Annotated in this window: 14 protein-coding genes and 1 pseudogene; 5 read left to right on the top strand and 10 right to left on the bottom strand. The window is 63.0% G+C overall.

Going from position 1 to position 14,085, the window contains the following annotated elements:
- Positions 1 to 23 precede the first annotated feature (23 nt).
- Positions 24 to 947 (top strand): metallophosphoesterase, encoded by a 924-nt coding sequence (locus tag FJ953_RS10320; protein WP_140496091.1) that lies wholly within the window; start codon positions 24 to 26, stop codon positions 945 to 947.
- Here the strand turns inward: FJ953_RS10320 and FJ953_RS10315 are convergent.
- From FJ953_RS10315 to leuA, 4 genes are all read right to left on the bottom strand, one after another.
- Positions 931 to 1,548 (bottom strand): hypothetical protein, encoded by a 618-nt coding sequence (locus tag FJ953_RS10315; protein ID WP_140496090.1) that lies wholly within the window; start codon positions 1,546 to 1,548, stop codon positions 931 to 933. The genes FJ953_RS10320 and FJ953_RS10315 overlap by 17 nt on opposite strands.
- Before the next feature lie 110 nt (positions 1,549 to 1,658).
- Positions 1,659 to 2,462: an alpha/beta fold hydrolase gene (locus tag FJ953_RS10310; protein WP_140518309.1), complete on the bottom strand. Its 804-nt coding sequence runs from the start codon at positions 2,460 to 2,462 to the stop codon at positions 1,659 to 1,661.
- Positions 2,463 to 2,791: 329 nt separating this feature from the next.
- Positions 2,792 to 4,567, bottom strand: a complete 1,776-nt coding sequence (locus FJ953_RS10305; RefSeq protein ID WP_140524941.1) for a hypothetical protein — start codon at positions 4,565 to 4,567, stop codon at positions 2,792 to 2,794.
- Positions 4,568 to 4,749: 182 nt separating this feature from the next.
- The gene (gene leuA / locus FJ953_RS10300) at positions 4,750 to 6,486 is read right to left on the bottom strand and encodes a 2-isopropylmalate synthase (RefSeq protein WP_140624202.1); all 1,737 of its coding nucleotides are present in this window, start codon (positions 6,484 to 6,486) and stop codon (positions 4,750 to 4,752) included.
- A 541-nt stretch (positions 6,487 to 7,027) separates the two neighbouring features.
- Between leuA and FJ953_RS10290 the strand changes: the two genes are divergently transcribed.
- Positions 7,028 to 8,104 (top strand): siderophore-interacting protein, encoded by a 1,077-nt coding sequence (locus FJ953_RS10290; protein ID WP_140496086.1) that lies wholly within the window; start codon positions 7,028 to 7,030, stop codon positions 8,102 to 8,104.
- A 40-nt stretch (positions 8,105 to 8,144) separates the two neighbouring features.
- Here the strand turns inward: FJ953_RS10290 and FJ953_RS10285 are convergent, their stop codons facing one another.
- From FJ953_RS10285 to FJ953_RS10265, 5 genes are all read right to left on the bottom strand, one after another.
- Positions 8,145 to 9,248, bottom strand: a complete 1,104-nt coding sequence (locus tag FJ953_RS10285; RefSeq protein ID WP_140496085.1) for an AbrB family transcriptional regulator — start codon at positions 9,246 to 9,248, stop codon at positions 8,145 to 8,147.
- A gap of 62 nt (positions 9,249 to 9,310) precedes the next feature.
- Positions 9,311 to 9,568, bottom strand: a complete 258-nt coding sequence (locus tag FJ953_RS10280; RefSeq protein WP_140496084.1) for a type II toxin-antitoxin system prevent-host-death family antitoxin — start codon at positions 9,566 to 9,568, stop codon at positions 9,311 to 9,313.
- Between the two features lie 5 nt (positions 9,569 to 9,573).
- Positions 9,574 to 9,882, bottom strand: a complete 309-nt coding sequence (locus FJ953_RS10275) for a putative quinol monooxygenase (protein ID WP_140496083.1) — start codon at positions 9,880 to 9,882, stop codon at positions 9,574 to 9,576.
- A 63-nt stretch (positions 9,883 to 9,945) separates the two neighbouring features.
- Positions 9,946 to 10,737 (bottom strand): SDR family oxidoreductase, encoded by a 792-nt coding sequence (locus FJ953_RS10270; RefSeq protein ID WP_140496082.1) that lies wholly within the window; start codon positions 10,735 to 10,737, stop codon positions 9,946 to 9,948.
- A gap of 69 nt (positions 10,738 to 10,806) precedes the next feature.
- A complete protein-coding gene (locus tag FJ953_RS10265; protein ID WP_140524937.1) occupies positions 10,807 to 11,244 on the bottom strand; it encodes a DsrE family protein in 438 nt (145 codons plus the stop codon).
- A 98-nt stretch (positions 11,245 to 11,342) separates the two neighbouring features.
- Between FJ953_RS10265 and FJ953_RS10260 the strand changes: the two genes are divergently transcribed.
- From FJ953_RS10260 to FJ953_RS30835, 3 genes and pseudogenes are all read left to right on the top strand, one after another.
- Positions 11,343 to 12,434, top strand: a complete 1,092-nt coding sequence (locus FJ953_RS10260) for a hypothetical protein (RefSeq protein ID WP_140624200.1) — start codon at positions 11,343 to 11,345, stop codon at positions 12,432 to 12,434.
- A gap of 66 nt (positions 12,435 to 12,500) precedes the next feature.
- On the top strand, positions 12,501 to 12,746 hold the full coding sequence (gene vapB, locus FJ953_RS10255) for a type II toxin-antitoxin system VapB family antitoxin (RefSeq protein WP_140561430.1): 246 nt from the start codon (positions 12,501 to 12,503) through the stop codon (positions 12,744 to 12,746).
- Positions 12,743 to 13,126, top strand: a pseudogene (locus FJ953_RS30835) (type II toxin-antitoxin system VapC family toxin). The gene vapB and the pseudogene FJ953_RS30835 overlap by 4 nt, the downstream one beginning before the upstream one ends.
- A gap of 6 nt (positions 13,127 to 13,132) precedes the next feature.
- Here the strand turns inward: FJ953_RS30835 and FJ953_RS10245 are convergent.
- A complete protein-coding gene (locus FJ953_RS10245) occupies positions 13,133 to 14,080 on the bottom strand; it encodes a cation diffusion facilitator family transporter (protein ID WP_140561428.1) in 948 nt (315 codons plus the stop codon).
- Positions 14,081 to 14,085: the final 5 nt, after the last annotated feature.

Below are 14,085 nucleotides of genomic sequence, written 5' to 3'. Positions count from 1 at the left end.
TGCGCGTCGCCTATGAAGGAGAAATGTTCAGGCTCGCACATATTTCCGATATCCATTTGGGGCCACTCCCTGAAGTAACCTATCGCGATCTCGCCTCCAAGCGGGTGCTGGGCTACGTCAACTGGCAGCGCAACCGTCGCCGGCACATGCACGATGCGGTGATCGACACCATCGTGGCCGATATCAAGGCCAGCGCGCCCGATCACCTCGCGGTCACCGGGGACCTCGTCAACCTGGCACTCGACGGCGAGATCGAGATGGCCAAGCACTGGCTGGAGACGCTCGGCTCGCCGCATGACGTGTCGGTGGTGCCGGGAAATCACGATGCCTATGTGCCTGGCGCCTTCGACAAGGTGTGCCGGTCCTGGGCGGCATGGATGACGGGCGACGGCGTCAACAGTCCGGTCGATCGCAATTCGTTTCCCTATCTGCGCGTGCGCGGCAATGTCGCGTTGATCGGCATCACCACGGCGCGTGCCACGGCACCCTTCATGGCCAACGGCTTCTTCATGGAAGGCCAGGCCGAGCGGCTGCGCAAAATACTCGATGCGACGGCGAAGCAAGGATTGTTCCGTGCGATCATGATCCATCATCCGCCGGTGCGGGGCGCCGTCCCGCAGCACAAGCGGCTGTTCGGCATCGCCCGCTTCCACAAAATCATTCGCCGGCACGGTGCCGAGCTCGTCCTGCATGGCCATTCACATCTGCCGTCGCTGTTTCAGATCGGCCCGCGCGACGCCAAGGTCCCGGTGGTTGGCGTCGCCGCGGCCGGCCAGGCTCCCGGCGGCAAGCCTCCGGCGGCGCAGTACAATCTGTTCGACATAGACGGTGAAAAAGGCGATTGGCGCATCCGCCTGACGCGGCGCGGCTTGACGGGGCCGGCGATACCACCTTCGGATCTGCAGACGCTCGAGCTCGGGGCGCAACCGGCTATGGCCGCAAGCTGAGCCCCAGCGCCACGATACGGTCCCAGAACAGCACGATCGAAACCGCCAGTCCCACCAGCGCGCCTGCGGCGATCAGGCCAAGGCCGGACAGGACGGCCGACCAGCCCTTGCTGCGCGGTGGCGATCGCAAAGGCGGCTCGGCTTCCGGCACCACGTGCCGCTTCATCCCGGGAACGGCAGCCTCGACGCCACCCTCCATCATTCTCTGACGTTCGACGATCCGCTCGGCGACATAGCGCGTCACGGAATCGGCAACCGGCTTCATCTCGCTCGATTCGGCCAGCACCACACGGCCGATGCGGGTGTCCTTCAGGAAACGGTAGGTGCGGCGGTCGCGCCCCATGGCGACATGGCTGACGGCGTCGATCCACAGGCGCGGCTGCAGACCGGACGAGACGACGAAGTCGAAACTGTCCATGTCGGCGGGAACGTCGGCAAAAACGGGCGCGAGTTCGGTGGCAAGAAGGTCGAGCCGCATGCGATGCGCCTCGCGCATGTCGACGACGACGTCGTCGCGATCGGCAAAGGCATTCTTTACATCGCGAATGGCATCGGACAATTTTCTCGACGGGTCGATGATCTTTTCGCCTGCATCCTTCATGGGCGTGGCCTCGCGGGTTTGGTTAACATGGAGTTAACACAGCCGCCGGCAAAATGCACTGGCGAGATCAATGCATCAAGGGTCGCCGTTGGCGGCGCAGACGGAAGAAGTCAGCTGGCCGCGGCGGACAGTTTCACCCGTTGCGGCCCGACGCGGCGATTGCTGTTGCGGCGAATGATCTCGGCGATCAGGTCGGGCGCTTCCTCGGCCAGCATATGGCCGGCCTCCAGCACATGGTGCACATGGAAGCGCTCCGGCGGGTCATCCACTTGGGTAAAGGGTAGAACGGCGTCATCCGATCCCCACGCCACCATCACCGGCATGTTCAGCGCATCGAGCCGCTCGCGCGGGATGACGCCCTGTCGATCGCTCCTGGTCATGGCGGCCGCGATCTCGACGAGCTTTTCGGTTTGTCCGGGGCGGCCGCGCATTTCGCACAGCAATTCGGCCATGCGACGCGAGGGCGCGGCTCGAGGGCCGGACATTTCGGCGAGGCAGGCCTGGACTTCGGCCAGGTCCTGCGCGCGGGCAAAGCGGCGCAACAACGGTCCATTGATTTCGGGGCCAAAACCGCCCGGCGCCAGGAGCGTCAGCGAGGCGACTTTTGCCGGCTCCGCCAACGCCATCAGCGCTGCAACCGCGCCGCCCATCGAATGGCCGACGAGGTGGACGCGCTTGATCGCGCGTGCGGAGAGGTCGGCAAGGATGGCGTTTGCCGCGACCTTGGCCGGTCCGGCCGACGGAAAGTCGAGCGACAGGCCGTGTCCCGGCAGATCATAGGCCAATGTGCGTACGGAAGGCGGCAGCAAGGAGATCACCTCGCGCCAGACATCGTGGCTGCCGCCAAAACCATGCAGCAGGACGATGGTCTTCGAACCCACACCCCGTTCGTCGGCATAAAGTGATGAAGTCATGAAAGATTGAGGCTTTATTCGAGAAGGCGCGATGGAAATGTGGCTGAATTGCTCCTAGTCCAGAGCATTCGCCAGTAAAATTTTCGCGATTAGGCGATTGGCCGAACAGCGAGCCGGCTGCTGGTGGATGCCGCTCCCAAAAGCGACCTCGATTTGGGCGAACGACACGCACGAGCAAAAAGACCTAAGGCGTGTCGCATGAATCCGTTTCGACGCGAAACGCTTTTGGGCCTTTCATTATTCGATGGACTCGCTGTCCGCTTGAAGTCCTCATTTTCACGCAACTCCGGAAGGGAACCCGGCACTAGCTGCCCTGGAATGGCTCACATCTAGCTCGCGTTGAAGAGCCCGGCGGCACGCAAGGCGTCGACCAGCCGCTCGGTCAGATCGGCGGGATATTTTCTGTCGATGAAGGTTGCGCGCGGATTGGCGGCGAATTTCGGAAATTCGGTTATCAGCTCATCAAGCAGCCTGCGTGCCTGGTTGTCCCGACCGGCGATCTTGGCGCCGATCAGACGGGCGGCGAGATAGTGCGATTTCGCCGCAGTGGTTCTCAGAGCGCTGCTGGCTATCGCTGCCTTGCTGGTATCGCCCAGCATTAATTCTCCGGCGAAAAGCCCAAAGTCCCACCAGGTCGGGTGGCCGCTCGAGGCATCCACGGCATGCGCCAGAAGAGGTGTTCCTTCGGCGTACCGGCCGGCGAAAACCAGCCCGTAGCCATAGGCGGCGGCCATGGCGAGATCGTAGGGGTTAAGATCATGGGCCTTGCGCATCCATCGCAGGGCCTCGTCGGCATTGCCGAGGCGCGAATTGATGTAGCCGTAGGAGCGATGTGCGTACGGGCTGGTCGGCCCCATCTGCACGGCGCGATGGGCAAACGTCATCGCCTTCTCGATCGTTGCGTCCGGCGGGTAGGCGTAGTGGTCGGTCACGGCCTCCAAATGCAATGAGGCGAGTTCCGAATAAACCAGTGACGATTTCGCGCCACTGTTGGCAAGGGCTTCGAGGCAACGATAGGCGGTCTCGTGAGTCCTGGCGTTCTGGTCGAGATAGTATTTGTCGTTGAGCAGCAGGCACTGCGTCAGGCCGGTCTCCGCGCCGGACTGCTCGATGTAATTGTAGATGGTGCCAGAAGCGGGAAGTGCCGCACTGAGAATGCCGGATATGCGATCCTCGACTACGGTTGGTGCGCTGTCGGCGGCGGTCAGGTTGCGCGACAACAGCACCCGTCCGGACGCCAAGCTTTGCAGTTCGATGGTAACGTCGCCCGCGTCTGGTCCAGGCAGGATATCGAAAATGAAACTCGTCGCATCGGCGACCGGATCGGCTTTGTTGACGGTGTTGCGACCGATGAAGTCGATCGTGTCAAAGCCGCTCAGGCCGGCACGCAGCGATGCGGCGACGCGACTGGCATTGGGAGTGTTGGCCCTGAGGGCGATGTAGACGAGCGGCAGCGCTTCGACCATGGGCGACGGCGTGATGCTGCCGGTTTCGCCGGCGGTCTCGAACGTTGCCGGGATGTCGCCTCCCGCCAGCAAGGCACCGCCGCCCTGGCGCAGGATCAGAACGCCCAACATGGCGATAACCACGGCGATCGCGATCCAGAAGAACCTGAGATGGCGCGTCACCGAGAGGCCCGCCGCAGGAACCTGGCCGAGCAAGGCCGCCATGGGTGCGGCATCATCGGCGGCACCGGACTGTTCGGGCAGGCTGGCTGTCGGCTCTGCGTGACTGGCGGCTTCCGCTGCTTGCGGCAGGCGGATGGCATTGAGTTCGTAGGCCGGGACGTAACCGCCGCGCGGAATGGCTATGCGGACCGGCTCGGCAATGCCTTCATTGGCGAAATAATGTTGCAGCAGTTCGCGCAGGCGGCCCGCCTGCACCCGCACGACGGCATCGGTGGACGGATCGAAATCGCCGTCCTTGCCGAAAACATCCATGGCGATGGAAAAGCCCTTGAGCCTGTCGGCTTCCCCGGCCTGCTCGCGCTCGACGAGATAGCGAAGCAATTTGCGCGCGCGCTCGGATCTCCCGAACGTTTCGCTGGCAAGCAGTCGCTCCAGTGTCTCGCGCACTGCGGGGGCGGCAGGCGTGGCATGCTGCAAGTGTCGATCCTCTCGAAGTCGGCACAGGTTGAGGCGCGATCATATCGTTACCGCACCACCGTACAAGCATACACGTATTATGCGATCGCGTACCACACCGGATAATTTCCCGGTGGTTAATGACACAAAAGTCGGGACCAATCGCTAAACGACGATGGTCCCGAATTCGTTCCAGGCCTGTATCAACCGGCTCTTTTGCCGATAATCCGGTTGGCGGCGGACACCACGGCCTCCAGCGAGGCAGCGACGATGTTGGTGTTGATGCCTGCGCCGAACAGCTTGCCGTCAGGATGTTCCATCTCGACATAGGAAATGGCCGAGGCGTTCGAACCGCGCTGCATCGAGTGCTCGGAATAGTCGAGCACCGACATATCGACGCCGACATGGCGCGACAGCGCATCGACGAAGCCGTCGATCGGGCCTGTGCCTGTGCCTAATATCGTCATCTCCTTGCCGTCGTCGATAATGACCGCCTCGACAACGCGCCGGCCCTTTACCTCGGTGTCCGGATAGGTGTGGTGATCGAGGAATTTCAGCCTGGCGCCCGGCTGGTCGACATAGGTATCGAGGAAGCGCTCATAGATGCGCCTGGCCGGCACTTCCTTGCCTTCGGCATCGGTGATCGCCTGGATTGCCTGGCTAAACTCGATCTGCAGGTTGCGCGGCAGGTTGAGCCCGTAATCCGCCTGCAGCACATAGGCGATGCCGCCCTTGCCGGACTGCGAGTTGATGCGGATGATGGCTTCGTAGCTGCGGCCGACGTCGGCCGGGTCAATCGGCAGATAGGGAACCTCCCACACTGGCGTGTTGGCCTTCTTCAGCGCCTTCATACCCTTGTTGATGGCATCCTGGTGCGAGCCGGAAAAGGCGGTGTAGACGAGTTCGCCCACATAGGGATGGCGCTCGGGAATCTTCAGCTGGTTCGAATATTCGTAGACATCCTTCATCCGGTTGATGTCGGAGCAGTCCAGCTTCGGATCGACGCCTTGCGTGTACATGTTGAGCGCCAGCGTGACGATGTCGACATTGCCGGTGCGCTCGCCATTGCCGAACAGCGTGCCTTCGACGCGATCGGCGCCGGCCATCAGGCCGAGCTCGGTGGTGGCGACGCCGGTGCCACGGTCATTATGCGGGTGCAGCGAAATGATCAGGTTCTCGCGCCTGTCGAGATTGCGGCACATCCACTCGATGCGGTCGGCATAGATATTGGGCGTCGACATCTCGACGGTCGACGGCAGGTTGATGATGAGTTTGTTGTCAGGCGTCGGCTTCACGATCTCGGTGACCGCGTTGCAGATCTCCAGCGCGACTTCGAGCTCGGTGCCGGTGAAGCTTTCGGGCGAGTATTCGAAACGGTAGCCGCCGCCGGCACTCGCTGCCATGTCGGTGATCATCTTGGCGGCATCGGTGGCGATGCGCTTGATGCCGGCAACGTCCTTCTCGAAGACGACGCGGCGCTGCAACTCGCTGGTCGAATTGTAGAAATGCACGATCGGGTTGGTGGCGCCTCTGAGCGCTTCGAAGGTGCGGGTGATCAGTTCGGGCCGGCACTGCACCAGCACCTGCAGCGAAACGTCGGCCGGTACGCTGCCCTCTTCGATGCACCAGCGGGCGAAGTCGAAATCGGTCTGCGAGGCCGAAGGGAAACCGATCTCGATCTCCTTGAAACCCATGTCGAGCAGCAGCGCGAACATGCGCGCCTTGCGTTCGTGGCCCATCGGGTCGATCAGCGCCTGGTTGCCGTCGCGCAGGTCGACCGAGCACCAGATTGGCGTCTTGTCGATCACTTTCGAGGGCCAGGTCCGGTCGGTGAGGCCGACGATTGGGTAGGGTTGGTACTTGCGGGCGGCGTCCGGCATGCCGCCGTTCTGCTGGCCCGCCGGGGCCTCGCTTACGCGGATTTCTTCTCGTGCGTTCATCGTCGTTTCTCCCGGCGACCCTCGAATCCGCCTTCAGGCGGATGGGTGGCGAGTGGCGCCTTTACCAGTTTTTCGTTCGCTTGATGTGACTGCCAAGGAGCATGCGCTTGCGCGGCGGCTCGACCGCCGGGCGCTCCTTCAGCGAACCCGGCGATCGCCGATAAGGCCGAGAAGAAGCAGCGTCGAGGCAAGCGCGCGCACGGTCTCGCCGGCAAAGCCGGTCTGACGGGAAGCGGTGGTGGCGCGCGTGTTCATGGCGGTTTTCATACAGGAGCGGCCAGCCGGAGGCAAGCCGTACCGAAAGCCATGCCGACAGTCGGGCGCGTGCCGGGCCACGTTCCGTCTGACGTCGTCGCCGACGTGCGTGCCCTTCCAACAGGCCGAGGCCGGACCTGGCCGCCAACGGGACGTAGCGGTTCAATATATAAGATGACCTATGTATTCAAGTTTCTGTGGAAACTTCGGAACGTCTATGGCATGCCGCTGCCGGCGCGGCCCTCCTGCGGCCGATTGCTTCAAACCGTTTCGAAAGACGCGAACGATGGACCAACTGCGAGCGCAAACCCGGATCAGCGATGCGGCGATCAGGTCGGTGATGGACCGGCTGCGCACCGAGCACAGCGAATTCGAGGTCGAGACCGGTGTTGCCGATCGATGGGAACTTCGCCTGTACTACGGTTCGCTGAGCGCGGCACTCGAGGGCGACTCCATGCTGATCCGCGTCTCGGCCGTAGACGAAACCTGCCTGTCCTACATGAAGATGACGGTCGCCGGCCACGTCGCGCAGCACCTTGGAACGACGAGCGGACTGCGCTGGCAAGGCGACGGCAGCGACACCGGCACCCCACTCTTCTTCCGCGAAATCACGGTTGTGTCGTCAACGCGGATTTCTCCGCATATGCAGCGCCTGCGCTTTGCAGGCGATGATCTTGGCCGGTTTACTCATGGCGGCCTGCACATCCGGCTGCTGCTGCCGCCGCGGGGCAGGCCGCCCGTTTGGCCCTCGATGGGCGCCGACGGCCTGCTTGTGTGGCCTGCCGGTGAGGATGCGCTCACCGTGCGCATCTACACGATCCGGGCGGTGGATCCGACAAGCGGTTGGCTCGATGTCGATTTCGTGCTGCACCCCGGCTATGACACGCCCGCCGCCACATTCGCGCAGAACGCGGTGGCGGGAGACGTCATCGGCATGATCGGGCCAAGCGGCGGCGAGACGCCGACGGCGCCGACCCTGCTGCTGGTCGGCGACGACACAGCGCTGCCGGCAATTGGCCGGATTCTGGAGGAACTGCGGCCGTCAACCCGCGTCGAGGCGCTCATCGAGGTCGATGGCCCGGACGACCGCATCGCGCTGGCGCAAGGCGACAACATCGAAATCACCTGGCTTTACCGGCACGACCGCGCGGCCGGCACCGCCGGCCTGCTGGCGGCCGCCCTGCGCGAGCGCAGCCACATGGCGCTTGCCGATAGCCTCTACGTCTGGGCCGGATGCGAGTTCACCGACTTCCGCGAGATCCGCAAGATCGTGCGCAAGGAGTGGGGCCTGGGCCGCGACCGGCACCTGGTAACGGCCTATTGGCGTCGCGACGCGCAGGCCGAGGGCGACGACGAGGATTAGGATCGATCCATAAGTATGCCGGCAGCCGGGGCGGAGCAGCCTATTCCTTCACCGCGCGCGCTACCAGCCGCGCGATGCTCGGGCCAACAAGCAGCACGATCAGGAAACGCGCCGACTGGAGCGCCATGATGAAGGAGATGTCGACGTTCTGGGCGGCGGCGGCGATGATGGCGACGCTGTCCATGCCGCCGGGGCTGGTCGCGAGATAGGCGGTCAGCGGATCGATGCCGAGCAGATGGCTGATCATGAAGGCGAGGCCGCCGCAAAAGGCGATCAGAGCCACGATCGAAGCGACGATCTGCGGCAGGGCACGTGTCGCATGGCGCAGGATCGGCCTTGTGAAGTTCAGCCCGATCGACCATCCGACCATGGCGTAACTGACAGCCAGCAGCCAAGGCGGCAATTGCATCGGCACGCCGAGGCCAAGGTGGATCACCGCGCCGAAGATGAAGGTGCCCAGAAAGGAGGGCGAAGGCAACCGGCAAAGCCTTCCCGCCAGCCCGCCGACCAGCGCGATGCCAATGGTTGCTGCTAAGGCTTGGGCATCGATCGGCGGAAACCAGATAATCGGCGGGATTTCGACGCCTGACGTGTCGACCCACATCTTGGCGACAATGGCCGCCGTCATCGAGACGAAGATGACACGCAGATACTGCATGAAGGCGACGAGGCGCTGGTCGGCGCCGAAGGCGCCGGCCATCAGCACCATTGCGGTGGCGGCGCCTGGGGAGGATCCCCAGACGGCGGTCGTGCCGGGCAAGATGCGCCACCGGCTGATCAGCCAGCCGAGCAGGCTGGACGCCGTGACGGTGGCTGTCACTGCGCCGAGGAACAGCGGCCATTCGGCATAGAAGACGCGAAAAATGTCGGCCGAGATCGAAGCGGCGATGAGGCAGCCGACGATCGCCTGGGCGGAGCCGAACAGAAGCCGCGGCACGCGCACGGTAGCGCCGTTGGTGCCGGCGACGATAGCCGCCAGCATCGGCCCGATGAGCAGCGCCGCCGGCAGCGCGGCCAGTTCGAGCGCACCGGCAAACAGCACGGAAATGACGAGGAGGGCCAGCCATTGCCAAGGCTTGCGCATGCGCGCCATGCGCTCGACGGCCGGCTGGCCAGGAGACGGCTGCTTGGGCGAGGAATCCATGTTCTGGTCTTAGACTGAGCGGTAAGGGATGCGAACCCCCGCTGCATCGAAAAGCGATCGCCTCAGATGTCTGTGCCGAACAGTTGCTCGATTTCTCCACCGCTCATGCGATCGAAACGGTCGGACACCGAAAACTGACCAGCCATAAAGCCAACCCGTCGCGATTGTACCGGCACCGATTGATCCATAGGAATGACCTTGACCAATGACTTGCCAGCCTTGGCGATAATGAAAGGTTCGCCGTTGGCGGCTCGCTGAACGAGACGTGAAAGATTGGCCTTCGCATCGCTAATGTTTACGATCTGCGTCGAGTCGTCCACCCGGATCAGCCCGTCTTGTCGTCAGCCAATCCAAAGCCGCCGACGGGGTTGGTTTCCACCTGGAACTCGAAGCCGGCGATGAAGGGCCTCGCCTTGGCGATGGCCGCCTGGACTTCGGGAAGCTGCAGCGAGGCTTTGTGGCTTGCCTGGTCAGTCCACACTTCTGTGACCCAGATGGCATCGGCATCGGCCGGGTCGGTGGCAACGATATAGCTCAGGCAGCCGGGCAGGGCGCCGGTGCTGGCGCGCAGGACGTCCATGACAGCGTCGCGCTGGCCGCGGGCCGCCCGCATCTTGCCGATCAGACCGTACATCCCTTCGTCTCCCTTCAGCGTTTTCGACAAGAGTATACCGTTCGTCAGTATGCAGGTCGCGGCTCAAGGCATCAACTGGCCACCATTCACCTCGATCACCTGGCCGGTGATGTAGCCGCTCAACAGATCGGAGGAGAGGAACAGATAAGCACCGACGCAATCTTCAGCCGTGCCGGCGCGCCCCTGCGGAATGGTGGCAACCATGCCCCTGATCTGCTCTTCGGTCGAGTAGCGTTCGTGGAACGGCGTGAGAATGGTGCCGGGTGCCACCGCGTTGACGCGAATGCCGAAGCCGATCAGTTCCTTGGCCATGCCGCGCGTGACGTTGGAGACGAAAGCCTTGGCCGAGCCGTAAAGCCCGGCGCCACCGCCGGCGCCGTTGCGGGCGGCGATCGAGGAGGTGTTGACGATGAAGCCGCCTTGTCTCTTCAGCCACGGCATCGCCTTGCGCGAGGCGGTCAGCACCGAACGCGCGTTGAGATCCATCACCGCGTCGTAATGCGCCTCTGTCTGCTCGGCGTAGGGCACGCGGCCGAGCATGCCGCCGGCATTGTTGACCAGCCCGTCGAGGCGGCCGAAATGTTGCGCGCTGTCCTCGACGACACGCTCGACATCGGCGGCCAGGGAAAAATCGCCCTGGACGAGAAGCACCTCGCCGCCACTGTCGCGAATGGCCTCGCCAAGCTTCTCGGCGGCGTCACGGCTGGAATTGTAGTGCAGTGCGACCAGACATTTCTGCGCCGCATAAGCCAAGGCGAGCGCCGCGCCGATGCCGGTCGAGGCGCCGGTGACCAGCACCGCCTTGCCGGCGAGATCGGGAATGACAAGCCCGAGGGGAGTGGTCGTCGCTGGCACTGTCGTTCCTCCGGGATTTTCGCGGTTCTTCGCGGGGTCTTGCCACCCTTGCATTCAGTCCATGCGGCTTCAAGGCCTGAGATAGGCATAGCCCTGGCTTTGCAGCTCGGCGAGCTTGACGACGCCGCCGCTGTCGGCCGCGTGAAAACCGTCGAGCAGGTCGGCGAGCGAAATATCCATGCCGTGCATGGTGTTAGCGCAGGCATGCGGATCGAGCCCTTGCTGGACGAGACCGGTGAAACGACCGGAGATCGCCGCCGATATGCCCTTCGACTTGAAACCGGCAAGAGCCGGACCATGGACGACCAGCGCGATATCGACATTGCCGCCGGTGCCTTCGTAATGGTTCTTGATGTTGCCCAGCACGAAATTGACCTTGTCGAGGTCACTGAGATGATAGGCGACCTTCAATCTCGTGGCCTCGGTGGCCGCGGCTTGCGCCACCCGCAGTCCAATCAGCGTGCCGGCTCCGACGAGAATCGCGCGGAACATGTCGCGTCGACGCATTACAGTCGTCCCCGTTGAAAGATGGCCGCGAATTGCGTGGCCGCAGTGCCGAGTGTAGCATAAATTGATGTCGCGTCCTGCCGATGCGGAGGGGTCACATGGCGTTCGAACAGAGACTGGCAAGCGTCCTGTCCGGAGCGGCCTTGTTGAGCCTGCTGGGCGCGACAGCTTTCGCCGACGGGGCGACCAAGCTCACCGAACTCAGTCCCAACGGTCAGGACGCCTGTTTCGGCCGCATCTACGATGCCAACCACCTCAACACGCATCCGGAGCAGAAGGTGGCCCGGATCTTCTTCTACTACGGCCATGATCCGGTCAGCAGGCCGAACGAGGAACCGGCCGCGAATGCCGACACGTCCTACAATGGCTTCGTCACCACCACGGTGCGTGGCGCCAAGGCTCCGGAATGGGCCGGCGGCTGGTGTAATCATCCATCCGAGGATGGCGCATCAAACCCGATCCATTGCGGCATGGAATGCGACCGTACGCTGGCGTCGCTGAAAGTCGACGACAAGGGCCGGCTGATTCTTTCGGACCTGCAGCCCGATATCTATCTCGATGCCGGTTCCGAGGAGGAACTCGGCACGACTGAATACAATAGGCAGGCGCTGGGCTCGCAGGACGACAATTTCCGCCTCGACCCGATGCCGGCAGCGACCTGCAAGGCGGAGTTCGCCCGCATCGACCCGATTGACCCGGCGATGGGTCCGCCGCTGCGCGACCGGCTGAAGCCCGACCAGGCCTTCTGCTACGGACGCGACTACGATGCCGCGCATTTCGGTTCGCATCCCGACCAACTGACGCAGTCGATCCGCGTGTTCCGTGGGCCGGTCGAACTGGCTTCATTCGCGGCGGGCGGCGACCTTGCCAATTGGCCTGACGGCGCCGACATCGCCGTTTCGGTCACGACGCGACAAAAGTCGGGCAAGGCCACGCAGGTCTATTCCTGCCAGGGCGAGGCCGACCAGTGGCGCTGCGCGGCGAGCTCGAAGATGAGCGATTTCTCCTGCGATATCACGCAGAAGGAGATTTTCCTCAAGCGCGGCGCCAATGGCATGATGATGCTGGCCAATCCCAACAACAGCCTGGCGATCGTCGATTTCTGTTCACAGGCAGCCGACGGCAAGACGAAGTCGGACGACAAGATCTACCGGCTGGAACCGATGCCGCAATCGGCTTGCGCGCCTTGAGCGGAGCCCTGTTTAGGTCAGCGCGAAGGGATATATCTTTGCTATATCTCATTTGAGGATAGCACGATGGACAAAGCAAAAGTGTTCTGGTCAGGCAGGTCCCAAGCCGTGCGCCTGCCGAAGGAGTTCCGTTTCGACACAGAGGAGGTCTCGATACGCCGTCACGGGCAAACCGTCATCTTGGAACCGCTTGCGCAGGACTGGGCGTGGCTCGACCAAGTGATTGGACCGCTTGATAATGATTTCGCAGAGGCAGCGCTGGAACGTCAGGACGGGCAGGATCGAGCTGCCTTGGGCGACGTCTTCAAGTGATCTACCTGCTCGACACCAATGCCGTCATCGCGGTCATGAAGGGCGATGAGGGTCTGCTTGCCTGCTGAAACGGCATAGGCCGCAGGACTTTGCCGTCTCGCCTATCGTCGTGCACGAACTGTACTATGGTGCTGAAAAGAGCTAGCGACGGGTCGAAAATTTGGCGCGTATCGAGGCTCTGCAGTTTCCTGTGCTCGAATTCGATCGGGAAGACGCGAGACATGCCGGAGAAATTCGGGCAACGCTTGCCACATTGGGAACTCCAATTGGTCCCTACGATGCGTTGATTGGTGGGCAGGCGCGCGCGCGATCTTACGCTGATGACCCGCAATATCCGGGACTTCGAGCGGATCAAAGCTCTGTCAGTCGAGACGTGGTGAACTGCCTCACGCGAACGGCACCGCCGTCGTGCCCTTCGGCAGCTTGGCCTCATCATCGGGCTCGACATGGATGGTGACGCGCACGGAAGGGATTTCCGCCTGCAGCGCATCCTCGATGCGGTCGCAGATGACATGGCTGGCGCCGACCGACATGTCGGCATCGACGACGAGATGGAATTCGATGAAGGTGGCGCGGCCGGCGATGCGTGTCTTGAGGTCGTGCACTTCGAGCGCGCCTTTGCAATTGGCCGAAATGATGTCGCGGATGCGCATATGCTCCTGGGTGTCGACTGCGCGGTCCATCAGCCCGTTCATCGACGAGCCGATAACATGCCAGCCCTGCCAAAGAATGTTGAGCGCGACGATCACGGCCAGCGCCGGATCGAGGATCTGCCATCCGGTCAGCACCGCGCCGACAAGGCCGGCGAAGACGCCGACCGAGGTCACGACGTCGGTCATGATGTGTTGGCCGTCGGCGACCAGTGCCGGCGATCTTGCGTTGCGCCCTGTACGGATCAGCGCCCAGGCCCAGAAGGCGTTTATGACCGTCGCCACACCGTTGACGGCAAGCCCTTCCCAAGGCTGCTGGAGCGGGACGGGGTGGAGCCAGGATTGCCAGACCTCGTTCAGGATCAGGAGTGCCGCGACCACGATCAGCACGCCTTCCAGGACGGCCGAGAAATACTCGGCCTTGTGGTGGCCGAACGGATGGTCCTGGTCGGCAGGCTTGTAGCTGACCTGGATCGCCCAGAACGCGGCGGCCGAGGCGATGACGTTGACGATCGATTCCAGCGCGTCCGAATAAAGTGCGACGGAACCGGTGATGTACCAGGCGGCAAGCTTGAGTGCGAGCACCACACAAGCGACGACGATCGACCAGAAGGCAAGCCTTGCGACCTTGCGCCTGGTCGCGGCCTTCGCCGCGACCGCCATCGTGTCCCGCGTTTCGACCATCGTCT

This window comes from Mesorhizobium sp. B2-3-6 (assembly GCF_006442305.1).
Taxonomy (GTDB): Bacteria; Pseudomonadota; Alphaproteobacteria; order Rhizobiales; family Rhizobiaceae; genus Mesorhizobium.
The sequence above is the reverse complement of the archived record's forward strand: the minus strand, read 5'-3'. Positions and strand labels throughout refer to the sequence as shown.